We start from the raw sequence: 21932 nt of genomic DNA, 5'->3' as shown, positions 1-21932 counted from the left end.
AGGGCCTCATCCCGGGGTCTGCGACGGCTCAGGGGTCTCCGCGGGCAGGCTCTGGTGGCTCGGCTCGACGGTGGGCTCCTGCGTGGGCGGCTCGGGCGTCGGCTCCTCGGTCGGAGGCTCCTGGGTGGGCGTCGGCGTCGGCTCGGCGGGTGTCGTGGGCTGCTGCGTCGGCTGGTTCGGCGTGGTGGGCTGCGCCGTGGGCGTGCCGCTCGGCTCGGCGGTGGTGCCCGGCGACGGCGACGGACGCCGGGGTCCGGGGGTCAGCCGCTGCTTGGCCGGCTGGATCTGCTCCCCGGTGGCGGGCGGGTTGCCGGCCTCGCCCGCCGGTTCCGTGGCGCCGCCCGGCATGATCGGCAGCTGGATCGCCGACAGCGGCGGCCACAGGTGCAGCGAGGCGGCGATGGCCCCCGAGGCCAGCAACGCCGCGCCGATGGTCGCGATCGCCGTGACCGCGCGGCGCCGCTGCGGGCGCGGCGGCACCCAGCCGGGATCGTCGAGCGCGGCGCGGGCGGCGGCGGCCATCTCCTCGGCCGACGCCCAGCGCTCCTCCGGCCGCTTGGCCAGGGCCCTGGCGATCACGCGGCGCGGCCCCGGCGGGATCTCTGCGGGCAACTCGGGCACCGGCGCGTTGAGGTGCTTGAAGATGATCTGCACCGGCGTCTCGCCGTCGTACGGCAGGCTCCCGGTGAGGCACTCGTAGGCGACGACGCCCAGCGCGTAGAGGTCGACCGCCGGGGTGATCCGGTTGGCGGTGGCCTGCTCGGGCGCGCAGTAGCCGGCCGAGCAGAGCATCTGGCCGGTGGCCGTGAGCTGCCCCGCCGACGCCGAGTGGGCGATGCCGAAGTCGGTGAGCACCACGCTGCCGTCGGCGCGGATCATCAGGTTGCCCGGTTTGACGTCGCGGTGCACGATGCCGCGTTCGTGCGCGGCCGCCAGCGCCTCGGCCACCTCGACGACCAGGCGCATCGTCGCCTCGGTGGTCAGCTTCGCGCGCTCCAGCAGCCGGTCGAGCGACTCGCCGTCGACCAGCTCCATGACCAGGAAGCTCACCCGGTCGGTGCCGTAGTCGTAGACGTCGACGACGCCCGGATGGTTGAGCGTGGCCATCGCCCGCGCCTCGTTGAGGAAGCGCTGGGTGGAGGCGGGATTGTGGGTGAGGACCTTCACCGCCACCGTGCGGCCGAGCAAGGCGTCGTCGGCCCGCCAGACCTCGCCCATGCCGCCACCGCCGATGCGGCCTGTCAGCAGATACCGGTTGTTGAGCAAGGTCCCGTCCCCGAGCACCCGAAGAGGCTAGCACTGCGCTCCGCTGTCATGTGAGAACTCCGTGTGACTTTCGCGGTGCTGGTGCTTTGCCCGATGATGGCCCCATGCTCCCCAGGGTCACCGGCGTCGTCGTGTTGCTGGCCGCGCTCGCCTACTGGCAGCTCGACCTGCGCGAGGGCGAGCCGGTGCGCCGAGCGGGCGCCGTGCTCAGCGGCTACCTCCAGGGCGAGCTCGCGGCGGGTGGCATCTTCAGCAAGGGGCCCGGCGGCCTCGACGCCCGCAACCGGGTGCTCGACGTGGCCGAGTGGGGCACCGGCGACGGCTCGCGCGTGCACCTGTGGTCGTTCCGCGTGCCCGGCGCGATGGACCATCCCAACGGCGTGGAGAACCAGCGCTGGAAGGTGCGGCAGGCGCAGGGCTCCACCATCTCCCTGGAGAACGTCCTGGCCGCGGGCAAGTGTCTCGACGCGGTCGGCGGCGCCGTGGTGATCAACGCCTGCTCCGCGGCCCCCACGCAGCGCTGGGTGCTCGCGCTGCGCGAGGACGGCTGGTTGTCGCTGCGCAACCTCGCGGCGGGCCGGTGCCTGGAGGTCACGCGGGGCGAGTGGGGCAACGGCATCGCGCCCCGCCTGGCCCCCTGCGGCTACGCCTGGCAGCAGGCCTGGTTGTAGGGGGCCCGCCCTCGCGGCCGGGCCCCCTGGATCACGCCTGGTCGGTGGCGCGGTTGCGGATCGCCCGCCGTACGCCGTCGACACCTTCGACGATCATGCGCCGCAGCGCCGCGGGCACCTCGTCGTCGGCCAGGAACGCCTCGGCGGCGTCGACGGTCTCCTGCTCGATCAGGAAGACCGGGAAGCAGCCGTTGGCGAAGCGCGCCGCGGAGTCGAAGGTCCACTCCTTGTAGACGCGCCCGACCTCGGCGAAGTAGCGCTCCCGGTACGGCACCAGCAGCTCGACATGGTGCGGCTCCTGGAACCCGGCGACCGTGGCGCGCAAGGTGGTGCTGGCGGCGTCGGACTCCAGGATGGTCTCCCAGGCGGCCGCCTTCGCCTCGGCCGTCGGGATGCTCGCCCGGCACGTGGTGGCAGAACGCTCGCCCGACGCGGTGGCGTCGCGCTTGAGCTCGGCGGCGATGTCGGACTCGCCCAGGCGCCCGCCCACGACCAGCGCGCGGATCAGCGTCCAGCGCAGGTCGGCGTCGACCGACAGGCCCTGCGGCACGGCCGAGCCGTCGAGGACGGCGGCCAGGAAGTCGAGATCCCCGTCGGAGACGGCCACCTGCGACAGCGCGTTGACGTAGGCCAGCTGGTGGTCGGAGCCGGGCTCGGCGCCGTCGAGCAGCGAGCGCAGCGTCGCGGCCTGCAGGGCCAGGCCCTCGCCCACCCAGGCCGGGTCGGCGTACTGCTGGGTGGCCATGCGGGCCTGGTTGAGCAGGGCCTGCAGGACGGTGATGTCCTTGACGGCGCCGACGCCCTTGCAGACCAGCTGCACGTAGTCGCGGGCACGCAGCTCGCCGTCGCGGGTCATGTCCCACGCGGCCGACCAGCACAGCGCGGCGGGCAGCGACGACTCGAAGCTGCTGATGCCGCCCTCGACCAGGGTGTTCAGCGAACGCTCGTCGAGACGGATCTTGGCGTAGGTCAGGTCGTCGTCGTTGAGCAGCACCAGATCGGGCTGCTCGGCGCCGATCAGCTCGGCGACCTGGGTGCGGGCGCCCACGACGTCGAGCTCCACCCTCTTGACGCGCTTGCCGCCGTTGTAGAGGCCGATGGCGATGCGGTGCGAGCGCAGCGTCGGGTAGTCGGCCGGGGCCTCCTGGATCACCTCGAAGCTGGTGAACTTCCCGTCGGCCACCTCGAAGGAGGGCCGCAGGGTGTTGACCCACGAGGTCTCCAGCCACTCCTTCGACCAGCTCGACAGGTCGCGCCCCGAGGTGCGCTCCAGCGCCGCGAGCAGGTCCTTGAGCTCGGTGTTGCCCCAGGCGTGCTCGGTGAAGTAGTCGCGCACGCCGGCCAGGAAGTTGTCGAGCCCGACGTAGGCCACCAGCTGCTTGAGAACGCTGGCGCCCTTGGCGTAGGTGATGCCGTCGAAGTTGACCTCGACCGCCTGCATGTCGACGATGTCGGCGGCGATCGGGTGGGTGCTGGGCATCTGGTCCTGGCGGTAGGCCCAGGTCTTCTCCACGTTGGCGAAGGTGGTCCACGCGCCCTGGCCCCAGCGGGTGGCCTCGGCCTGGCACAGCACCGAGGCGTAGGTGGCGAACGACTCGTTCAGCCACAGGTCGTCCCACCAGCGCATGGTGACCAGGTCGCCGAACCACATGTGCGCCATCTCGTGCAGGATCGTCTCGGCGCGGCGCTCGACGACGGCGTCGGTCACGCGGGAGCGGAAGACGTAGTCCTCCAGGAAGGTCACGCAGCCGGCGTTCTCCATCGCGCCCGCGTTGAACTCCGGCACGAAGAGCTGGTCGTACTTGCCGAACGGGTAGCGAACGCCGAAAACCTTGTGGAAGAAGTCGAACCCCTGGCGGGTGACCTCGAGGATGTTGTCGGCGTCGAGGAACTGCGCCAGCGACTCGCGGCAGTAGAGGCCCAGCGGGATGCCGTCGTGCTCGCTGCGCACCTCGTGGTAGGGCCCGGCGCACAGCGCGGTGATGTACGTCGACATGCGCGGGGTCTTCTCGAAGCTCCACGTGTTGCCGTTCTTGACGGCGGGGGAGTTGGAGATGCACTTCCACTCGTCGGGCGCGTGCACGGTCAGCTCGAACGTCGCCTTGAGGTCGGGCTGGTCGAAGCAGGCGTACATGCGGTGGGCGTCGGCCGTCTCGAACTGGCTGTGAAGGTAGACCTTCTTGTCGACCGGGTCGACGAAGCGGTGCAGGCCCTCCCCGGTGCGCATGTAGGCGCAGTCGGCCTCGATGCGCAGCTCGTTCCGCTCGGAGATCTCCGGCAGGGGGAGGCGGCCCTTCTCGGCGTCGTAGGACGCGACGTCGAGCTCCTCGCCGTTGAGGGTGGCCTTGTGGACGGTGGCCCCGTGAAGGTCGATGAAGGTCGACGCGCCAGGCTGCAGCCCGGTGAAGCGGACCGTCGTGATGCTGTCGAAGCGCTCCTCCCCGACCCTGAGGTCCAGCTCGACCGCGTACGACTCGACCGTCAGCTGCCGGGCGCGCTCGCGCGCCTCCGCCCGGGTCAGGTTGCCTGCCAAGTTCCGCTCCTGTTGTCGCTCATGGAATATCGCTGTTCACATCAAAGGTTATGGCCTGACATGACTGTCAAGACTCCGGTGGACCTGTGGTTCGATCCTTTCTGTCCCTTCGCATGGATCACGTCACGATGGCTTCTCGAAGTTGAGAAGGTGCGCCCCATCGAGATCCAGTGGCACATCATGAGCCTCAACGTCCTCAACGAGGACAAGGACGTGCCCGAGAGCTACCGCGGCATGATCAGGCGCGCCATCGAGCCGGTGCGCGTGGCCACCGCCGTCGACCAGCGCTTCGGCCAGCAGGCCATGGCCGATTTCTACACCGCCTTCGGCACCCGCTGGCACAACGAGGCACGCAACAAGGACCGCTCGAAGCTGGGCGACGTCCTGGTGGAGGCGCTGGAGGCCGCCGGGCTCGACGCCTCGCTCGCCGAGGCCGCGCACGTCACCGACTACGACGAGCAGCTGCGCAAGTCTCACCACGCCGGCATCGAGCTGGTCGGCCAGGAGGTGGGCACCCCCGTCGTCGCCGTGGAGGGCAACGCCTTCTTCGGCCCAGTGCTCAGCCGCATCCCTCGCGGCGAGGACGCGGGCAGGCTGTGGGACGGCGTCCTGGCCGTCACCGGCTACGAATTCTTCTACGAGCTGAAGCGCAGCAGGACCACCGACCCGGCCTTCGACTGACGCTCGTCTTTTCGCCGGCAGCACGCCAGGATGGGGGCTATGCGGCAGCTCTACATCAACGGGACATGGACCGCCTCGGTCTCGGGTGAGGGGATAGACGTCGTCAATCCCGCGACCGAGGAGATCATCGACCGGGTGCCCGCAGGCGCCCCAGGAGACGTGGACGCGGCCGCATCAGCAGCCCGTGCCGCCTTCCGCTCCTGGTCGGGCACGGCCGCGGAAGAACGCGGAAAGCTGCTGGCCACCGCCTCCGACCTGCTGCGGCAGCGGGCCGACGACATCGCCCGGGTGATCGCCACCGACATGGGCGCGCCGTACGGCTTCGCGCTGAAGGTCCAGACCCTGCTGCCCGCCACCGTCATGGCCGGATACGCCCACCTGGCGGAGTCGCACCCGCGTGAGCGGCGCGTGGGCAACTCGCTCGTGCTCAAGGAGCCCGTCGGCGTGGTCGGCGCGATCACGCCCTGGAACTACCCGCTCCACCAGATCGTCTGCAAGGTCGCCCCGGCCCTGGCCGCCGGGTGCACCGTGGTGCTCAAGCCCAGCGAGGTGGCCCCGCTGGCCGCCTACGCCCTGGCCGAGATCTTCCACGAGATCGGCCTGCCGCCCGGCGTGTTCAACCTGGTCAGCGGCGCGGGCCCGGTCGTGGGCGAGGCGATCGCCTCCCACCCGGCCGTCGACATGGTCTCCTTCACCGGCTCCACCCTCGCGGGACGCCGCGTCGCCGCGCTGGCCTCCGAGTCGGTCAAGAAGGTCGCGCTCGAGCTCGGCGGCAAGTCGGCCAACCTCGTCCTGCCCGGCGCCGACCTGGCCGCCGCGGTCAAGGTGGGCGTCGCCAACGCGTTCGTCAACTCCGGGCAGACCTGCTCGGCCCTGTCGCGCATGATCGTCCACCGCGACGACTACGACCAGGCCGTACGGCTCGCCGTCGAGGCCGCGCGCAAGTACACCGTGGGCGACCCCTTCGACGAGGGCACCCGCCTCGGCCCGCTCGTCTCGGCCCGCCAGCGTGACCGTGTCGTGCGCTACATCAACCGTGGCCAGGAGGAGGGCGCCCGCCTGGTCACCGGCGGCACGGAGACCGTCCACGAGCGCGGCTTCTACGTCGAGCCCACCGTGTTCGCGGGGGTCGAGCCCGGCATGGTCATCGAGCAGGAGGAGATCTTCGGCCCGGTGCTGTCGATCATCCCGTTCATCGGCGTCGACCAGGCCGTCACCATCGCCGACGGCACGCCGTACGGCCTGGCGGGAGCGGTGTGGGGCGAGACGGAGCAGGCCGCGATCGCGGTCGCCCGCCGCCTGCGCACCGGCCAGGTGTCGATCAACGGCGGGGCGTTCAACCCGCAGGCGCCCTTCGGCGGCTACAAGCAGTCGGGCATCGGCAGGGAGCTGGGCGAGGAAGGCCTGGAGGAGTACTTCGAGACCAAGGCGCTCCAGCTCTAGCGTCGCCGCTACAGGAGCAGGCCTCCGGTGGCCCGGATGGTCTGACCGGTGATCCACCGGCCGTCCGGGCCCGCCAGGAAGGCGACCACGCCCGCGATGTCGTCGGGCTGCCCGATCCGCCGCAGGGCGGTGAAGTCCTGCACCTGCGCCAGCGCCTCGGGGGTGTTCGTCGAGTGCAGCAGCTCGGTGTCGACCGCGCCGGGCGACACCGAGTTCACCGTGATGCCCCGCGGCCCGACCTCGCGCGCCAGCACGCGGGCGAACTGCTCGACGGCCGCCTTGCTCGCGGCGTAGACCGCCGTGCCCGGCGCGGGCAGATCGGTGTTCAGCGTCGAGATGTTGACGATCCTGCCGCCCTCGCGCATCGTCCTGGCCGCCCACTGCATCGCCAGGAACACCGCCTTGGTGTTGGTCGCCATCATCTGGTCGTACAGCTCCTCGCCGTACTCACTCACCACGCCCGTGTCGTTCATGGCCGCGTTGTTGACCAGGATGTCGAGCCGGCCCAGCCGCCTGCGCGCCTCGGCGAACATCAGGTCCACGTCGGCCCTGCGTCCCAGGTCGATACGGACGGCCTGCGCGCCGGTGCGCACGGACACCTGTTCGGCGGCCGCCTCGTTGCGCAGGTAGGTGAAGACCACCTGGGCGCCCTCGGCGCACAGGCGCTCGACGATCGCCCTGCCGATGCCTCTGGAACCGCCGGTGACCACCGCGTGCTTGCCGGAGAGAGTGCCCATGCGGAAGAACCTACGCCTTGAGCATGATCTTTCGTGCCTCGTCCTTCGGCAGGTGGTCGATGTACAGCTTGCCGTCGAGGTGGTCGGTCTCGTGCTGGAAGCATCGTGCCAGCAGGCCGCGAGCGCGCAGCTGCACGGTTTTCCCGAGCCGGTCGACCCCGCTGATGCGCACCCCGGCCGCACGCGGTGTGGAGGCGTACAGGGGCTTGCCCGTGTCGCGTCCCGGCACCGACAGGCAGCCCTCGTGGTCGAGCACCTCGTCGGTGTCGTCGATCGTGAGCTCCGGGTTGATCAGGTGGCCCTTGCGCCCGCTGCAGTCGTAGACGAACAATCGCCGCGACACGCCGATCTGTGGACCGGCCAGCCCGACGCCGTCGGCGGCGTACATCGCCTCGAACATCTCGTCGATCAGGCGGCGCAGCTCCTTGTCGAAGACCGTCACGGGCTCGGCCGGGGTCCGCAGGACAGGGTCGCCGATGACGCGGATCTCACGCATGTGTCGCTCCCGTAAGGGTCGTCCAGGGTTGCTGCCTCTTACTCTAGCGACTGTGAAAGACTTGCCGCGTGCGCGTGTACATCGGTGCCGACCATGCCGGCTATGAGCTGAAGAACCACCTCGTCTCCTGGTTGAAGGAGCACGGCCACGAGGTGACCGACTGCGGTCCGTTCGTCTACGACGCCGAGGACGACTACCCGGCGTTCGTGCTGCGCGCCGCCGAGGGCGTCGCCGACGACCCGGGCAGCCTCGGCGTCGTCATCGGCGGCTCGGGCAACGGCGAGCAGATCGCCGCGAACAAGGTGCGCGGCATCCGCGCCGCCCTCGCCTGGAGCGAGGAGACGGCCCGTTTGGCGCGCGAGCACAACGACGCCAACGTGGTGAGCGTCGGGGCGCGGATGCACTCCCTCGACGAATCCACGCGGTTCGTCGAGGTGTTCCTGTCGACGCGGTATTCGGGGGCCGAGCGCCACAGCAGGCGTATCGCGCAGCTGGCCGCCTACGAGACGATCGGCCAGCTGCCTCCGCTGCCGGAGAACTGACGGCCGTCGTCCGTGCTCCTGCCTCCGTGACACGAACGTGACACGAACGCGACACGAACTCGGGCTCGCTCCCGTTCGTTGCACTCTTGGCCATCCCGGCCCGCCCGGACGCCCGGAGACAGGAGCACGCCGTGTCGAGCAACCCGCAGTACGCCGTGGACATCGTCTTATGCGTTGACGTCACCGGCAGCATGGCGCCGGTCATCGACACCGTGCGAGAGGGCGCGCTGTCCTTCCACGAACAGCTCGGCGACGCCATGGCACGCAAGAACACGTCCATCGCCCGCCTGCGCATCCGGGTGATCGCCTTCCGCGACTTCGCCGACAAGGCGGACAACGCCATCGAACAGACCGGCTTCCTGACGATCCCGGAGCAGTCCGAGACGTTCGAGAGGTTCGTCCGCGGGCTACGCGCCGAGGACGGCGGCGACGCACCGGAGTCAGGGCTGGAGGCTCTCGCCATGGCCGTGCGGTCGCCCTGGGAACGCGGACTCGAGGAGCGGCGCCATGTCGTCGTGATGTTCACCGACGCCCCCGCTCACCCCCTGGGCACCGGACGCAAGGCCTCCACCTACCCGGCCGGGATCGCCTCCAGCATGGAGGAACTGGCCGCACAATGGGGCGCCACCAGCGGCCAGGACGCGGTCATGGAGTACGCGGCCAAACGCATGCTGATCTTCGCGCCCGACGAGGAGCCCTGGAACAGGATCGCCGACGAATGGAACAACGTCGGCTTCTTCCCCTCCCAGGCCGGGACCGGGCTGGAGGAATGGGAGATGGCCGAGGTCATCAACTTCATCGCGGGCGGTCTCTGAGGGAGCCCGGCTCCCCCAGAGACCGGCCGTTCACTTCTTGCGATGAGCCGCCTTCGGCATCTCATCACGCAGAGGGCGCCGGTCGGCGCCCTCCTGCTGCTCCGGGGTGGGCCGTGACACGTCGCGGGCGCGCATGGCGATCACCGGCGTGATCTGCAAACTCTGCAAAGCCATACCCCGATTAGAACACGAGTCCCGCCCAGGGCTTCGGGCTCCACGCCATGGCCGCGGCCAGCTGCCGTACGGCGCCCGCGGTGTGCTCGGCGAGCAACCCCGCCTCGAGCTGCGCCTGGAGCGCGTCCTTGCCCAGGTAGGCGGCGCCCAGCGAGACGACGGGGAGGGTGAGGTCGGCCTCCTCCTCGGTGGGCTTGCACTCGGCTCCCGAGACGTCGGCGGTCAGGCGCCAGCGGCGGGCGTTCCAGGGGCACAGGTCGTCGGTGACGTCGATGACCACGTCCACCGGCGCGGCGTAGGCGCGGGCGGCGAGGGCCTTCTCGACGTCGACCACGCGGACGTACAGCTCGTCACCCCAGCGGGCGCGCAGCTGGCGGTTGTCGGCGAGCAGCTGGGTGAGCGGGTCGTCGACGGGGCGGCCCCAGGCGCTGACGGTGACGGTGAGGTCGCGGTCGAGCAGGTTGCGCCACAGCAGGGCGTAGGCGGCGGGGTCGGTGGCGTACACCTCGTTGACCTGGACCTCGTTGGCGGCGACGCCGTCGTTCCAGTTGCTCCTGACGCGGAACAGGGCGTAGCCCCTGACGCCCGAGTCGTCGACGGCGAGGATGCCGCGCAGGTCGCTGGCGCCGTGGCGGTGGTACTCCTCGTCGGCCAGGACCGCGCCCCAGAAGTGGTCGTTCCTGGCGTACTGTCCCGGGCGCCGGGCGCGTACGCGTTCGTAGAGCGCCTCGAAGTCGGCCCGGTGGTCGGCCGGCGCGATCACCTTGATACGAAGCGCCGGGTCGACGGGCGCGTTCCGGACGAAGGCGGCCTTGTGGGTGGGGATCGAGAGGTACAGCTCGTCGGCCGCCCTGCTGTACCCGAACCTGCCGTAGATCACCGATTCCGAGGCGTACAGCGCCGCGAGAGGCTCGCCGCGCTCGTGCACGTCGGCCAGCTGCCTGCGCATCAGCGACGCCAGGATGCCGCGGCGGCGGTGCGAGGGCAGCACGCTGACCGCGGTGACACCGGCCACGGGCAGGTCGGCGCCGCCGGGCACCGACATGGAGAAGGTGTAGATGCCGGTGACACCGACGATGAGGTCGCCGTCGAAAGCGGCCAGGGTGCGATCGAACTCGGTGCCGGACTGCCAGCGCGCCCGCTGGTCGGGATGGGGGGTCCAGCCGAAGGCCTCTGTCAGCACCGAGCTGTAGGCCGGGTACTCCGCCTCGGTGATCGGGCGAATCGGGTACGTCATCCAACCACCGTAGGTCTGGACAAAGACGGACGGCCACCCAATATCCGTGCTTAATGATCAAGGCGTTGGTCAAGTGGGCTGCCCAAGGAGGGGCCAGACCGATACAGTCGAGCGCATCATGAGTTCCCGTCCGGCGCCGCTGATCCCGCCACGGCTCCGCGCGTTCCTCGTGCGGGTGCCAGGTCTGGTGCCCGTCGTGCGCTTCCTGCGGCGGGGACCTCTCGCGCGCGACCGGAACCTCCTGATCACCCTGTGCGTGGTGACCCTGCTGATCGGCGGGCTCGGAGCGCGGGTCAGCCTGGAGTTGTTCTCGCCGGCCCTGCTCATCCCGGTGATCCTCATCGGCGGCCTGCAGCTGCGCCTGCGCAGCCTGGCCAAGCTGCTGGTGGTCGTCCTGGTGGCGCTGGGCTACGTCGCCTTCGCCAAGGGCGGCGGCCTGATCGGCGTGGGGCTCATGGCCGCGATCGGCTTCACGGCGGTGCTGGCCGCGCTGATGGCGCGCACCCGCGGCAAGCTCGGCGTGCAGGGCCTGCGCGGCGACGCGATGCTGCTGGAGCTGCGCGACCGCCTGAAGAGGCAGAGCGAGCTGCCCGCGCTGCCCAAGAGCTGGGGCGGCAAGGTCGTGCTCAAGCAGGCGGGCGGGTCGTCGTTCGGCGGCGACTTCGTCGTCTCGATGCGCGACGGCGACCAGGTCGAGATCGCGCTGGTCGACGTCTCCGGCAAGGGCGTCGACGCGGGCACCAGGGCGTTGCTGCTGTCGGGCACCTTCGGCGGGCTGCTCGGCTCGGTCGGCGACTTCCTGCAGGCGTGCAACGCCTACCTGCACCGGCAGAAGGGCGACGAGGGCTTCGTCACCGCCGTGCACGTGCGGGTGAACCTGTCCACGGGCGAATACACGATCACCTCCGCCGGCCACCCGCCGGTCGTCAAGTTCGACTCTGGCACCGGCAGCTGGCAGATCGCCTCGGCCAAGGGCGTGGTCCTGGGTGTCGTGCCCGACCTGCACTGCGAGCCCGACAGCGGCGTGCTGCGCAAGGGCGACGCGCTGCTGCTGTACACCGACGGGCTGATCGAGCAGCCGGGCCGCGACATCGACGCCGGGCTCGACAAGCTGCTGGGCGAGGCGGAGCGGCTGCTGCCGTCCGGCTTCCGCGACGGCGCGCGTGCGCTGGTCAACGCCATGTCGTCCGGGCACAACGACGACTGCGCGCTGGTGCTCATCTGGCGCCCGTGACAAATCACACGGGTTACTCCATGTAATGGACCATGTGCAGATTGTGCGCATGGTCACTGGCTGGGGTGAGGACTGCCTGAAATCCTCATGATGACAACAGCCGGAAGGGGGTGGAATTTCCGTGGATAAGCGATACGAGCTCTACTGCCTGTCCGACCCGGTCTTCTACGACGCCCCCACCGGACCCTCCGCCTTCTCCCAGAGCTCCCGAACCGCCCCCGCCGCCTGGGAACGCTCCGAGCGCGACGACTGGGTGATCTACCGGCCGATCGCGGCCGTCCTGCCCGACCAGGGCTGGAAGATCCACGTGTCGTCCACCCTCGACGAGGCGGAAGAGGTCCTCGAGCAGGTGTGGCTGTACTGCTTCGAGCACGAGCTGCCCTTCAAGTTCCTGCGCGCCCGCCACCTGCTGCACCTGCGCAACGCCAAGTACGCCGACCGCGGCGCGAGCGGCAAGCTCGCCGCGATCTACCCGCGTGACGAGGCGCAACTGGAGCGCGTCACCGAGGAGCTGGGCACGCTGCTGGCCGGGCGGCGCGGGCCGTACATCCTCAGCGACCTGCGCATCGGCGAAGGGCCGCTCTACGTGCGCTACGGCGGCATCGCCGAACGCCACTGCCTCACCCCGGAAGGCAGGATCGAGCCCGCCATCGCCGCCCCCGACGGAACCCTGGTGCCCGACCGGCGCGGCCCCGTCTTCGCGCCGCCGCCCTGGGTGCACCTGCCGCACTTCCTCGAACCCCACCTGATCGCGCGGCGAGCCACCACCTTCGACGGCGTGCCGTACAGCATCGACAAGGTCCTGCACTTCTCCAACGGCGGCGGCGTCTACCAGGGCAAGGACCGGCGCACGGGACGCGACGTGGTGCTGAAGGAGGCCCGGCCGCATGCCGGGCTGGACTTCGCGGGGCACGACGCGGTGGCCCGGCTGAGCCGCGAGCGCGACGCGCTGTCCAGCCTGGCCGGCCTCGGCGCCGTGCCGGAGCTGATCGACGAGTTCACCGTGGGCGACCACCGCTTCATGGTCATGGAGCACATCGACGGCCGGCCGCTCAACCAGGTCTTCGGCGATCGCTACCCCCTGGCCGGGCAGGCCGGCGGCGACCGCGCCGCCTACGCGGCGTGGGCGATGGGGATCTGCGCCCAGGTCGAGGAGGCCGTCGCCGGCATCCACGCGCGCGGGCTGGTCTTCGGCGACCTGCACCTGAGCAACGTCCTGGTACGGCAGGACGGACGGATCGCCCTCGTCGACTACGAGCTGGCGATGCCGCTGGAAGACATCGACAGGGCCGCGCTCGCCAGCCCCGGCTTCGCCGCACCCGCCGGGGTCACCGGCGCCGACATCGACCGCTACGCCATGGCGTGCCTCCGGCTGGCACTGTTCCTGCCGGTCACCGAGCTGTTCCAGATCGACCGCGTCAAGGCCGTGGAGCTCGCCGAGGTGATCAGGAACGGCTTCCCGGTGAGCGACGAGTTCCTCGACGACGCCGTGCGCACGATCACCGGCGACCGCGCCATCAGGCACATCCCCGCCTGGCACTCCGCCACGCTGCCCGACCCCGCCCGCTGGCCGGTGCTGCGGCGCTCGATGGCCAGGGCGATCCTCGACTCGGCCACGCCCGAGCGCGACGACCGGCTCTTCCCCGGCGACATCGAGCAGTTTTCCACAGGCGGGCTCAACCTCGCCCACGGCGCCGCAGGCGTTCTCTACGCTCTCGACATCGTCGGAGCAGGACGCTATCCGGAGTATGAAACATGGCTTTCCGATCGTGCCGTCAGGCCGGGCAGCAGGCTCGGCTTCTACGACGGGCTGCACGGCATCGCCCACGTGCTGGCCAGGTTCGGCCACCACGAGCGCGCGCTGGAGCTCGTCGAGATCGTCGCGCGCGAACACTGGCAGTCGCTCGGCCTCGGGCTGTACGGCGGGCTGTCGGGGATCGGGCTCGGCCTCCTGGAGCTGTCGGGCCTGCTGGGGCTTGCCGACCTGCACACCCAGGCGCTGAAGGTCGTCGATCTGGTCGCCTCCCGGCTCGAGTCCGAGCGTTTCCCCCACGCGGGGCTGATGCACGGCGCCAGCGGCCCGGCGCTGCTGTTTCTGCGCGCCGGGGAGCCGGCGCTGGCCGAGCGCGCGCTCCGGCTCGACCTGGCCCGCTGCCGCACCCAGAACGACGGCTCCCTCCAGGTCGACGAGGGCTGGCGCACCATGCCCTACCTCGACAGGGGCAGCGTCGGGCTGGCCTGGGTGCTGGGTGAACACCTGGCCCGCCACCCGTCGGCGGAGCTGTCGTCCGCCTACCAGGCGCTCGACCTGGCCGCACGGTCGCCCTTCTACGTCCAGTCGGGGCTCTTCAGCGGCCGAGCCGGCGTCCTGGCCTACCTCGCCCGCCACCGCCCCAGCGGCCCCCTCGGCGGCGGCCTCGCTGGCGGCCCCGGTGGGGGTCTGGGCGGCGGCTCGCTTGGCGACCTCGGCGGCGACTTGGCCGGGGGTCTCGGCGGCGACGCGGCCGGGGATCGCGGCGACGGCCGCCTCGTTAGCGGCCCGAGCGGGGGTCCCGGCGGCCTCAGTGGCGGCTCCAGTGGCGGCCTCGGTGGCGGTCCCGGTGGGGGCTCGGGTGGTGGTCCCGGTGGTGGGCTGGCTGGCGGCCTCGGGGGTGGCGCTGCTGTCGGCGGTGCTGTCGGCGCTGCTGGCGGCCTCGATGATGATCCCGATGTCGAGGCGCAGTTGCAGGCGCTGGGCTGGCACGCCCTGCGTCACCAGGCCAACCTGGCCTTTCCCGGCGAGCGGTTGTTGCGGTTGTCGATGGATCTGGCCACGGGCACGGCAGGCGTCCTGCTCGCGGTCGGCGCGGCGCTGCACGATTCGCCCGTGACGTTGCCCCTGATGGCGGTTCCCGGCCCTGAGACGGAGGCATGAGGATGGCGCTCCTCGATCTTCAAGGGCTCGAGCCCGAGACTCCCGGCGGCGGCTTCGACAGCTGCTACAGCCGGTGTTGTGGCGGAGGCGCGAGCTGGCTGAGCCTGTTGCTCTGCTGACTCGGCCTCGTGGACTCCGGGTCCCGGGGGAGCGGCGCGGTTCCCCCGGGGCTCGGTCACATCGTGCGGGCTGGCCGTACATCGTCCCGGCCGACGCCCGAGGGAGCGCGTCCCCTCCCGGAGAGTGGCGCCCGAGGGAGCTCGTGTCCTCTCGGAGGGGGCGCCTGAAGAACGCGCTCCTGCCTGGAGAAATGGCGATGAGGTGGGCGATTCCGTCGAGCATGCGGTTGAGGCTGGAGCGAGTCCGCTCGAAGCTCTAGAGCCAGCCCGAGCTGCTGGCGATCCGCACCGCGTCGAGGCGGTTGCGCGCGCCCGTCTTGCACATGATGCGCGAGAAGTGGTTGCGCACCGTCCCGACCGACAGGAACAGCGCGTCCGCGATCTCCGCCGAGCGCGCACCCCGCGCAGCGATCCGCAGCACCTCGAGCTCTCGCCTGGTGAGGGGGTTCGACGCCGACTCGAGCGCGGCGATCGCCAGGTCGGGCTCGACGGCCCGGCGGCCGGCGGCGACCTGCCGCAGCCCTTCCGCCAGTTGTTCGGGTGCCACGTCCAGGCTGAGGAAGCCGAGCGCGTGGGCGGCGAAGGCCCGCCGTACGAGACCGGGGTTGGGCTGGGCCGCGAGGATCAGCGCGCGGCATGCGGGCGCCTTCTCGTGGAGCCGTTCCGTGACGGCCAGGCCGTCGCCCGGCAGTTCCAGGTCGATGACCGCCGCGTCGGGCCGCAGGGTCAGGGCGGCGGGGACGACGTCCTCCCCGCTGCCGACGTCGGCGACGACCACGAGGTCGAGTTCGGCCTCGAGCGAGGCGACCAGGCCACGCCGCACCAGCGGCACGTGCTCGGCGACGAGGATCCGGATCAAAGCACTCCCCACATGTCTCAGGGTGATCGAGTGACTGCGCACTGTCAACGAAGTCTCTCGACTTGGCAAAGCGTGCGCAAGCGGTTCAGGCGTGGAGACTTCGACTAGTCTGTGGCCAACGGGAGGGTGTGGATGGACTGGTTGATCTTCCTGGCGGGGATTCTCATCATCCTCGTCGGGCTCATGGTGTCGATCGGGTTGCACGAGATCGGGCACCTGGTCCCCGCCAAGCTCTTCGGCGTCAAGGTGACGCAGTACATGGTGGGGTTCGGGCCGACGATGTGGTCCAAGCGGAAGGGCGAGACCGAGTACGGCGTCAAGTGGCTGCCGTTCGGCGGCTACATCCGCATGATCGGCATGCTTCCGCCCCGCCCGGGCGACGACCCGAACAAGGTGCGCCAGACCTCCACCGGACCGTTTCAGGGCCTGATCGAGCAGGCTCGCGACCTGGCCCAGGAGGAGGTGCGGCCGGGCGACGAGAACCGGGTCTTCTACCGGAAGAAGTGGTGGCAGAAGGTCATCATCATGTCGGGCGGCCCGTTCATGAACATCCTGCTGGCGTTCGTGCTGTTCGGCGTCGTCTACATGGTCATGGGCGTGCAGACGCTCAAGCCGGTCCTCGCCCAGGTGCAGCAGTGCGTGGTTTCCGCGGAGGTCCAGCAGAAGGAGCCGAACCGGGCGTGCACGGCGGCGGATCCCAAGACGCCTTCGGCGCAGGCGGGCCTGAAGCCGGGCGACAAGGTCGTCTCCTTCAACGGCACGCCGATCACCCGCTGGGAGCAGGTCAGAGACGGCATCCGCGCGGCGGGCGCCTCGCAGGTCACCCTCGGCATCGAGCGTGAAGGCAAGCTCCAGGATCTGAAGGTCGCGCTGATCGCGCAGGACATGCCCAACGTCGAAGACCCGAAGAAGATCGACAAGGGCGTGGGCTACCTCGGTGTCGTGCCGCAGGTCGTGATCGAGCAGAAGGACTTCCCCTACCTGGTCACCGAGTTCGGGGAGACCGTGGCGCACGTCGGCGAGTCGCTGATCAACCTGCCGCAGCGCATGGTGGGCGTGTGGAACGCCGCCTTCTCGGGTGACGAGCGCGACGCGAACGGCCCGATCGGCGTGGTCGGCATCGGCCGCATCGGCGGCGAGATCGCCACGATGGACATCGCGGTCGAGAACAAGCTGCTGGTGTTCGTCAACCTGCTGGCTGGCTTCAACCTGGCGGTGGGCCTGTTCAACCTGATCCCGCTGCTGCCGCTCGACGGCGGGCACATCGCCGGAGGCCTGTGGGAGGGGCTCAAGCGCGGTTTCGCCCGGATCGCCCGGCGCCCCGAGCCCGCTCCGGTCGACGTGGCCAAGGTGCTCCCGCTCACCTACGCCCTGGCCTTCGTCTTCATGTTCATGGCCGGCCTGCTCGTGTACGCCGACCTGGTCAACCCGGTCAAGCTGACCGGCTGAGCCGCTACTCGCCCGTGGCCCCGTCGATCCGCTCCCGCAGCAGGTCGGCGTGGCCGTTGTGGCGGGCGTACTCCTCGATCATGTGCACGTAGATCCACCGTACGGAGTACCGCCCTCCCGAACGCGGGTGGATGACCACGTCGTCGAGCGTGACCTTCTCGCCGATGGCGCGGGAGGCGGCGACCTCCTCCCGCCACAGGGCGAAGGCCGACTCGCCGGTGTCGTCGGCGGCCCGCGTGAAGTCGCTCTCGCTCCCGTCGGGGTGCCAGAAGTGGGCGGGCGCGTTCTCGCCGGCGATCACGCGGCGGAACCAGCCGCGCTCCACGTCGGCCATGTGGCGCAGGAGCCCCATGAGCGACAGCGGCGAAGGCTCGATGTTCTGCTGCCGCAGCTCCTCGTCGCCGAGCCCTTCGCACTTCCAGGCCAGCGTGTCGCGCTGGTGGTCGAGGAAGGCCTTCAACGTCTCGAATTCGGGAGCGATGTGTGGGGTCTCAGCGCGTGTCATAACGTTTGATTATGGACCCGCTGGAGGAGCTCCGCCGACGGTGCATGGCGATGCCGGAGGCCACGGAACGTGTCAGCCACGGTGAGCCGACCTGGTTCGTGCGCGGTAAGAAGACGTTCGTCATGTACGCCGACCACCATCATGACGACCGGCTGGCGTTCTGGTGCGCGGCGCCTTCGGGGGTGCAGGAGGAGCTGATCGCCGAGGATCCCGAGCACTACTTCCGCCCGCCGTACGTCGGGCACCGCGGCTGGCTGGGTGTCTACCTCGACGTCGAGGTCGACTGGAAGGAGATCGGCGAGATCGTCGCCGACGCCTACCGTTGCGTGGCGCCCAAGACGCTGGTGGCGAGGCTGAACGCCGACCACCCGGAATCGTGAGTCAGGCGCGGGCGCGTACGGCCAGGATGTTCGGCACGGCGTGCTCGCGTGGCTCGTAGACGCGCTCGATCGTCAGCCCGGAGGCGATGAAGGCGTTGAGGAAGTCCGGCAGCGGCAGGTGGTTCATCCCCACGCGGTCGCGCACACCCTCGGCGTTCCACCACGGCGCCCGCTCGTGCCAGCCCCGCTGCCGGTAGGTGTGGTGGACGACGACCCTGTCCTCCATCACCTGCACGTGCGGCCCGTTGAAGCAGGGATGCACGCCGTAGAAGACGAAGACCCCGCCGGGCAGGAGCACGCGGGCGGCCTCGCGCAGCATGGCGGGGAAGTCGGGCAGGTCGGTGGAGGTCCACACCGACACCACGGCAGGCAGGCTCGCATCGCGCAACGGAAGCCGCCCGGCGTCGGCCTGGAGCAGTGGCCCACCTGTCCTCGTCCTGGCCAGGCGCAGTTGGTCGGCGGACCGGTCGAGGCCGAGCGGGACACGGCCGGTGTCGCGGATGACCTCGAAGTACTGCCCGGTGCCGCACCCGAGGTCGAGGCAGAGCCCTTCGCCCGGGCCCAGGATCTCGGCGAGCGGCGCGTAGTTCATGCGGTAGAAGGAGGAGTTCCAGGTGTCGTACCAGTCGGCCAGGCCGTCGTAACGAGCTTTCATGCGATCAGCTTCACCCGGTGAACGGGGGCGAAGGGGTCAGGTTCACTGCGAGCTGACCCGTCGCGTGACCCGTGCGTGCCGTACGAGAAGAGCACCCCACCCAGGCGTCCGCGCCAGATACCTGGGTGGGGCACGGCTGGTCAGAGCATCGAGATGTGCACGTGGTCGTAGTGGTTGGCGGTGATGCTGCCCCGGTCGGACATGGCACGCCACCCGCTGCCCTGGTTGATCCGCTGCTTCCAGATCACGTACTTCACGCCCAGCTTGTCCATGTTCTTCACCGCCCAGGCGGCCACCTGGTCGCCGAGTGTGTTGCCCGCAGCGCTCGGCATGGCGCCGCCGGAGCTCATCATGAAGTCGCACGCCCTGCCGAGCGGATGCTCGCCGCTGTTGTCGACGCGGTAGCAGCCGACCGAGAACTGGAGGTTGAAGTTCTTCTGGACCTCCGCGCGCATCAGGCGGGTGCGCGGGGTGATGTTGTCGGAGCCGCTCGGCAGCTCGGGGGCGAAGCTGCCGTCGGAGCGGCGGCCGGTGCCGTACGGCACGAGGTCCTCGAGCTTGTCCTTGATCTCGTCGATCAGCTTCTCGGCCTCCTTGCGCTGGCTCGCCAGCTCGGAGGTCTCGGTCTTGATCTGCGCGGCCAGGGCGGTCGCCTCCTCGGCGGCCTGCTGCTTGGCGTCGCGGCCGGCCTTGACGCCGGCGATGGCCGCCTTCTGCTCCTCGGTGATCTCGTTGAGCACGGCGGCGCCGGCACTGGAGTCGGGGGTGAGGAAGGGGGTCACGCCGGGGTTGCCCTGGTAGTGGAGCTGGGCGATCTGGCTGATGAGCTTGTGCGCGTCGGCGAGCTGGGCCTCGGCCCGGGCGAGGCGGTCTCTGGCGGCCTTCTCGTCCTGCTGAGCCTTGGCCAGGGAGACCCGCTTGGCGTTGTAGCTCTCGAGGAGCTTGTCGACCTTCTTGTCGAGTGCCGTCAGCTCGGAGCGGAGTTTCGACTCGCTGGGCTTGGGGTCGGCCGCGGCGGGGGAACCGCCGACGGCGAGCGCGACCGCCGTGCAGAGCACGGCGGTCAGAGTCGCGGACTTGGCCGCCAATAGCCTTCCTCTCCTCCTGCCGACCGGGTTAGCTGACGGGTTCGGGCGCGGAGAGCTGCCCTACCACCGAAGTGGATTCACCCCGAGGTGCGATGGGTCCCCGGTTCCCGGGCGACGCGCCCGGGATTAGGCGTGCTACGGCTGTGACAGCCGGTGCGAGAGGGATACTAACGGTAAAACGGAGGTAACGCGACTCCAAGCCGAGACCGCTTAGAGATCTACCTGAGACCTCAGAAGATCGGCGGCCGTCTCCGGGGGCACGTCGTTGACGAAGGCGCCCATCGCCGACTCCGATCCGGCCAGATACTTCAGCTTGCCGGGCGCGCGCCGGACGCTGAACAGCTCCAGGTGAAGATAGGCCAGGTCACGGCCCTGACGGACCGGCGCCTGGTGCCAGGCGGAGATGTACGGCATGCGCACGTCGAAGAGCCTGTCGAAGGCGCGCAGGACGCTGGTGTAGAGCGGCGCGAAGGCGGCACGCTCCTCCTGCGTGAGCGCGGGCAGGTCGGGCACCTGGCGGTGCGGGTAGATGTGCACCTCGAACGGCCAGCGCGCGGCGTGCGGCACGAACGCCGTCCACAGCTCGTTGGCGGCCACGACCCGTGGTCCCGCACGCTCGGCCCGCAGGACGTCGGCGAAGAGCGTGGGGTTCTTGGCTGCCGCCGCCAGGTGGCGCCGGGTGCGCGGCGTCACGTACGGGTAGCCGTAGATCTGCCCGTGGGGGTGGGGGAGTGTGATGCCGATCTCCTCGCCCCGGTTCTCGAAGCAGAAGACCTGCTCCACGCCCTCGATGCCGGACAGCTCCGCCGTACGGTCGGCCCAGGCCTCCATGACCAGCCCCACCTGCTCGTCGGAGAGCCGGGAGAAGCTGGAGTCGTGGTCGGAGGTGAAGCAGACGACCTCGCAGCGGCCCACGCCGGGCCTGGAGCCTTCCGGATAGGTGCCCAGGTTGGTGGAGAACGACGGGAAGCGGTTCTCGAACACGACGACGTCGTAGTCGGAGGCGGGGATCTCCGACGCGCGGCCCTCGCTCGACGGGCACAGCGGGCACTCGTCGGCGGGCGGCAGGAACGTGCGCGTCTGCCGGTGGCTCGCGATGGCGACCCACTCCTCGGTCAGCGGGTCGAAGCGCAGTTCCGAGGCGAGCGGCCGCGGGTCCAGCGGACGGTGGTCCACGGCGCTGCGGTCAGCGTCGTCGCGACGGTCGAAGTAGATCAGCTCCCTGCCGTCGGCCAGGTGCGTGATGGTGCGCTTCACTTCGAATCCCCGTTCATATGGTCTCGCTCTCTCCGTCCCGGTTCGCCGTTCCGGTGATGATGAGTTCCCCGGCGCGCTCCGAGAGCTCCAGGCGCGCCTGTTCGTCCAGGCCGGCGTCGGTGATGACGACGTCGGCGCGGGACAGTTCGGCGATCGTGCTGATGCCGACCGTCTGCCACTTGGTGTGGTCGGCGGGCACCACCAGGCGGGCGGCGCAGGCCACGAGCGCCCGGTCGGTCTCGGCCTCCAGCAGGTTGGGGGTGGTGAACCCGGCGCGCAGGCTCATGCCGTGCACGCCCAGGAAGACCGTGTCGACGTGCAGGCTGCTGATGGCGGCCACGGCCACGGGGCCGACGAGGGCGTCGGAGGGCGTGCGCACGCCACCGGTCAGCACCACGGTGCGGTCGTCGCGCTGGTCGCGGTGGAAGACCTCGGCCACGGGGATCGAGTTCGTGATCACGGTGAGTTCCGGCACGTCGATCAGGTGGTGGGCCAGCGCCCAGGTGGTCGTGCCCGCCGACAGGGCGATCGCGGTGCCTGGCCGGACGAGCTGGGCCGCGCGGCGGGCGATCGCCTCCTTCTCGGCCTGCTGGCGGCTGGTCTTGGCGGCGAAGCCCGGCTCCTCGGTGGAGCCGGGACCGGTGATCGTGGCTCCACCGTGGACCTTCTCCAGGAGCCCGCGCTCGGCGAGCACCTCCAGGTCGCGGCGGATGGTCATGTCGGAGACGCCCAGGTCGCGCACCAGCTCGGCGACCCTGACCGCGCCGTGCCGCCGGACACGCTCCAGGATGGTCTGTTGGCGCTGCTGTGCGAGCATGGGGCCTCCTTCCAACACATTCCACCAAATTATGACACGTCGGTGTTGAAGTGTGAGCGG

General features: G+C 70.3%; 22 protein-coding genes and 1 riboswitch. Of the genes, 10 read left to right on the top strand and 12 right to left on the bottom strand.

The window, feature by feature from the left end:
- Positions 1-6 precede the first annotated feature (6 nt).
- Positions 7-1284, bottom strand: coding sequence for a serine/threonine-protein kinase (locus tag HNR30_RS23750; protein WP_181612243.1), 1278 nt, complete (start codon positions 1282-1284; stop codon positions 7-9).
- A gap of 86 nt (positions 1285-1370) precedes the next feature.
- Between HNR30_RS23750 and HNR30_RS23745 the strand changes: the two genes are divergently transcribed.
- Positions 1371-1937, top strand: a complete 567-nt coding sequence (locus tag HNR30_RS23745; protein ID WP_181612242.1) for an RICIN domain-containing protein — start codon at positions 1371-1373, stop codon at positions 1935-1937.
- A 31-nt stretch (positions 1938-1968) separates the two neighbouring features.
- Here HNR30_RS23745 and pepN read toward each other — a convergent pair whose 3' ends face one another.
- Positions 1969-4470: an aminopeptidase N gene (gene pepN, locus HNR30_RS23740; protein ID WP_181612241.1), complete on the bottom strand. Its 2502-nt coding sequence runs from the start codon at positions 4468-4470 to the stop codon at positions 1969-1971.
- 60 nt (positions 4471-4530) lie between these two features.
- Here pepN and HNR30_RS23735 point away from each other — a divergent pair, with 60 nt between their 5' ends.
- Together HNR30_RS23735 and HNR30_RS23730 are read left to right on the top strand one after the other, a co-directional pair.
- Positions 4531-5151, top strand: a complete 621-nt coding sequence (locus HNR30_RS23735; protein ID WP_181612240.1) for a mycothiol-dependent nitroreductase Rv2466c family protein — start codon at positions 4531-4533, stop codon at positions 5149-5151.
- Between the two features lie 39 nt (positions 5152-5190).
- Entirely contained in the window at positions 5191-6594 is a 1404-nt protein-coding gene (locus HNR30_RS23730; protein ID WP_181612239.1) for an aldehyde dehydrogenase family protein, read from the top strand.
- An 8-nt stretch (positions 6595-6602) separates the two neighbouring features.
- Here the strand turns inward: HNR30_RS23730 and HNR30_RS23725 are convergent, their stop codons facing one another.
- A complete protein-coding gene (locus tag HNR30_RS23725) occupies positions 6603-7331 on the bottom strand; it encodes an SDR family oxidoreductase (protein ID WP_181612238.1) in 729 nt (242 codons plus the stop codon).
- Between the two features lie 10 nt (positions 7332-7341).
- Positions 7342-7827, bottom strand: coding sequence for a peptide deformylase (gene def / locus HNR30_RS23720; RefSeq protein WP_181612237.1), 486 nt, complete (start codon positions 7825-7827; stop codon positions 7342-7344).
- A 68-nt stretch (positions 7828-7895) separates the two neighbouring features.
- Here def and HNR30_RS23715 point away from each other — a divergent pair, with 68 nt between their 5' ends.
- Complete coding sequence (locus tag HNR30_RS23715; protein WP_181612236.1) at positions 7896-8369, top strand: ribose-5-phosphate isomerase; 474 nt, start codon at positions 7896-7898, stop codon at positions 8367-8369.
- A gap of 131 nt (positions 8370-8500) precedes the next feature.
- Positions 8501-9184 (top strand): vWA domain-containing protein, encoded by a 684-nt coding sequence (locus HNR30_RS23710; protein ID WP_181612235.1) that lies wholly within the window; start codon positions 8501-8503, stop codon positions 9182-9184.
- A gap of 30 nt (positions 9185-9214) precedes the next feature.
- Here HNR30_RS23710 and HNR30_RS23705 read toward each other — a convergent pair whose 3' ends face one another.
- The gene (locus HNR30_RS23705) at positions 9215-9358 is read right to left on the bottom strand and encodes a hypothetical protein (protein ID WP_181612234.1); all 144 of its coding nucleotides are present in this window, start codon (positions 9356-9358) and stop codon (positions 9215-9217) included.
- A 7-nt stretch (positions 9359-9365) separates the two neighbouring features.
- Positions 9366-10595, bottom strand: a complete 1230-nt coding sequence (locus tag HNR30_RS23700) for a GNAT family N-acetyltransferase (RefSeq protein WP_181612233.1) — start codon at positions 10593-10595, stop codon at positions 9366-9368.
- 118 nt (positions 10596-10713) lie between these two features.
- Between HNR30_RS23700 and HNR30_RS23695 the strand changes: the two genes are divergently transcribed.
- From HNR30_RS23695 to HNR30_RS50665, 3 genes are all read left to right on the top strand, one after another.
- Complete coding sequence (locus tag HNR30_RS23695; protein ID WP_181612232.1) at positions 10714-11829, top strand: PP2C family protein-serine/threonine phosphatase; 1116 nt, start codon at positions 10714-10716, stop codon at positions 11827-11829.
- A gap of 121 nt (positions 11830-11950) precedes the next feature.
- Entirely contained in the window at positions 11951-14743 is a 2793-nt protein-coding gene (lanKC, locus tag HNR30_RS23690; protein ID WP_181612231.1) for a class III lanthionine synthetase LanKC, read from the top strand.
- Entirely contained in the window at positions 14740-14862 is a 123-nt protein-coding gene (locus HNR30_RS50665) for a SapB/AmfS family lanthipeptide (protein ID WP_181612230.1), read from the top strand. Before lanKC ends, HNR30_RS50665 begins: the two co-directional genes overlap by 4 nt.
- Positions 14863-15118: 256 nt before the next feature.
- Here HNR30_RS50665 and HNR30_RS23680 read toward each other — a convergent pair whose 3' ends face one another.
- A complete protein-coding gene (locus HNR30_RS23680) occupies positions 15119-15721 on the bottom strand; it encodes a response regulator transcription factor (RefSeq protein ID WP_181612229.1) in 603 nt (200 codons plus the stop codon).
- A 132-nt stretch (positions 15722-15853) separates the two neighbouring features.
- On the opposite strand from HNR30_RS23680, the gene HNR30_RS23675 reads away from it, so the two are divergent.
- Positions 15854-17170, top strand: coding sequence for a M50 family metallopeptidase (locus HNR30_RS23675; RefSeq protein ID WP_181612228.1), 1317 nt, complete (start codon positions 15854-15856; stop codon positions 17168-17170).
- 4 nt (positions 17171-17174) lie between these two features.
- Here the strand turns inward: HNR30_RS23675 and HNR30_RS23670 are convergent, their stop codons facing one another.
- Positions 17175-17675 (bottom strand): DinB family protein, encoded by a 501-nt coding sequence (locus tag HNR30_RS23670; protein ID WP_181612227.1) that lies wholly within the window; start codon positions 17673-17675, stop codon positions 17175-17177.
- 11 nt (positions 17676-17686) lie between these two features.
- Between HNR30_RS23670 and HNR30_RS23665 the strand changes: the two genes are divergently transcribed.
- Positions 17687-18055, top strand: a complete 369-nt coding sequence (locus HNR30_RS23665) for an MmcQ/YjbR family DNA-binding protein (RefSeq protein ID WP_181612226.1) — start codon at positions 17687-17689, stop codon at positions 18053-18055.
- 1 nt (position 18056) lies between these two features.
- Here the strand turns inward: HNR30_RS23665 and HNR30_RS23660 are convergent, their stop codons facing one another.
- The 4 genes from HNR30_RS23660 to HNR30_RS23645 form a co-directional block, all read right to left on the bottom strand.
- Positions 18057-18710 (bottom strand): class I SAM-dependent methyltransferase, encoded by a 654-nt coding sequence (locus tag HNR30_RS23660; RefSeq protein ID WP_181612225.1) that lies wholly within the window; start codon positions 18708-18710, stop codon positions 18057-18059.
- Positions 18711-18850: 140 nt separating this feature from the next.
- Positions 18851-19798: a coiled-coil domain-containing protein gene (locus tag HNR30_RS23655; protein ID WP_181612224.1), complete on the bottom strand. Its 948-nt coding sequence runs from the start codon at positions 19796-19798 to the stop codon at positions 18851-18853.
- A 3-nt stretch (positions 19799-19801) separates the two neighbouring features.
- A riboswitch (cyclic di-AMP (ydaO/yuaA leader) is annotated at positions 19802-19941 on the bottom strand.
- Positions 19942-20008: 67 nt separating this feature from the next.
- Positions 20009-21055 carry a galactose-1-phosphate uridylyltransferase gene (gene galT / locus HNR30_RS23650; RefSeq protein WP_181612223.1) on the bottom strand — a complete coding sequence of 349 codons (1047 nt, stop codon included), beginning with the start codon at positions 21053-21055 and terminating at the stop codon, positions 20009-20011.
- 13 nt (positions 21056-21068) lie between these two features.
- A complete protein-coding gene (locus HNR30_RS23645) occupies positions 21069-21872 on the bottom strand; it encodes a DeoR/GlpR family DNA-binding transcription regulator (protein ID WP_181612222.1) in 804 nt (267 codons plus the stop codon).
- Positions 21873-21932: the final 60 nt, after the last annotated feature.

Origin of the sequence: Nonomuraea soli (genome assembly GCF_013761175.1) — a bacterium.
GTDB classification, from domain to species: domain Bacteria; phylum Actinomycetota; class Actinomycetes; order Streptosporangiales; family Streptosporangiaceae; genus Nonomuraea; species Nonomuraea soli.
Note: the sequence above shows the minus strand (reverse complement) of the source record. Positions and strands in the feature narration are given on the sequence as shown.

What these genes read in the sequence shown, in the direction of transcription:
- HNR30_RS23745 (WP_181612242.1), top strand. Translation starts at nt 1,371, where the DNA reads ATGCTCCCCAGGGTCACCGGCGTCGTCGTGTTGCTGGCCGCGCTCGCC.
- HNR30_RS23735 (WP_181612240.1), top strand. Translation starts at nt 4,531, where the DNA reads ATGACTGTCAAGACTCCGGTGGACCTGTGGTTCGATCCTTTCTGTCCC.
- HNR30_RS23730 (WP_181612239.1), top strand. Translation starts at nt 5,191, where the DNA reads ATGCGGCAGCTCTACATCAACGGGACATGGACCGCCTCGGTCTCGGGT.
- HNR30_RS23725 (WP_181612238.1), bottom strand. Translation starts at nt 7,331, where the DNA reads ATGGGCACTCTCTCCGGCAAGCACGCGGTGGTCACCGGCGGTTCCAGA.
- def (WP_181612237.1), bottom strand. Translation starts at nt 7,827, where the DNA reads ATGCGTGAGATCCGCGTCATCGGCGACCCTGTCCTGCGGACCCCGGCC.
- HNR30_RS23705 (WP_181612234.1), bottom strand. Translation starts at nt 9,358, where the DNA reads ATGGCTTTGCAGAGTTTGCAGATCACGCCGGTGATCGCCATGCGCGCC.
- HNR30_RS23700 (WP_181612233.1), bottom strand. Translation starts at nt 10,595, where the DNA reads ATGACGTACCCGATTCGCCCGATCACCGAGGCGGAGTACCCGGCCTAC.
- HNR30_RS23695 (WP_181612232.1), top strand. Translation starts at nt 10,714, where the DNA reads ATGAGTTCCCGTCCGGCGCCGCTGATCCCGCCACGGCTCCGCGCGTTC.
- HNR30_RS50665 (WP_181612230.1), top strand. Translation starts at nt 14,740, where the DNA reads ATGAGGATGGCGCTCCTCGATCTTCAAGGGCTCGAGCCCGAGACTCCC.
- HNR30_RS23675 (WP_181612228.1), top strand. Translation starts at nt 15,854, where the DNA reads ATGGACTGGTTGATCTTCCTGGCGGGGATTCTCATCATCCTCGTCGGG.
- HNR30_RS23670 (WP_181612227.1), bottom strand. Translation starts at nt 17,675, where the DNA reads ATGACACGCGCTGAGACCCCACACATCGCTCCCGAATTCGAGACGTTG.
- HNR30_RS23665 (WP_181612226.1), top strand. Translation starts at nt 17,687, where the DNA reads ATGGACCCGCTGGAGGAGCTCCGCCGACGGTGCATGGCGATGCCGGAG.
- HNR30_RS23660 (WP_181612225.1), bottom strand. Translation starts at nt 18,710, where the DNA reads ATGAAAGCTCGTTACGACGGCCTGGCCGACTGGTACGACACCTGGAAC.
- HNR30_RS23645 (WP_181612222.1), bottom strand. Translation starts at nt 21,872, where the DNA reads ATGCTCGCACAGCAGCGCCAACAGACCATCCTGGAGCGTGTCCGGCGG.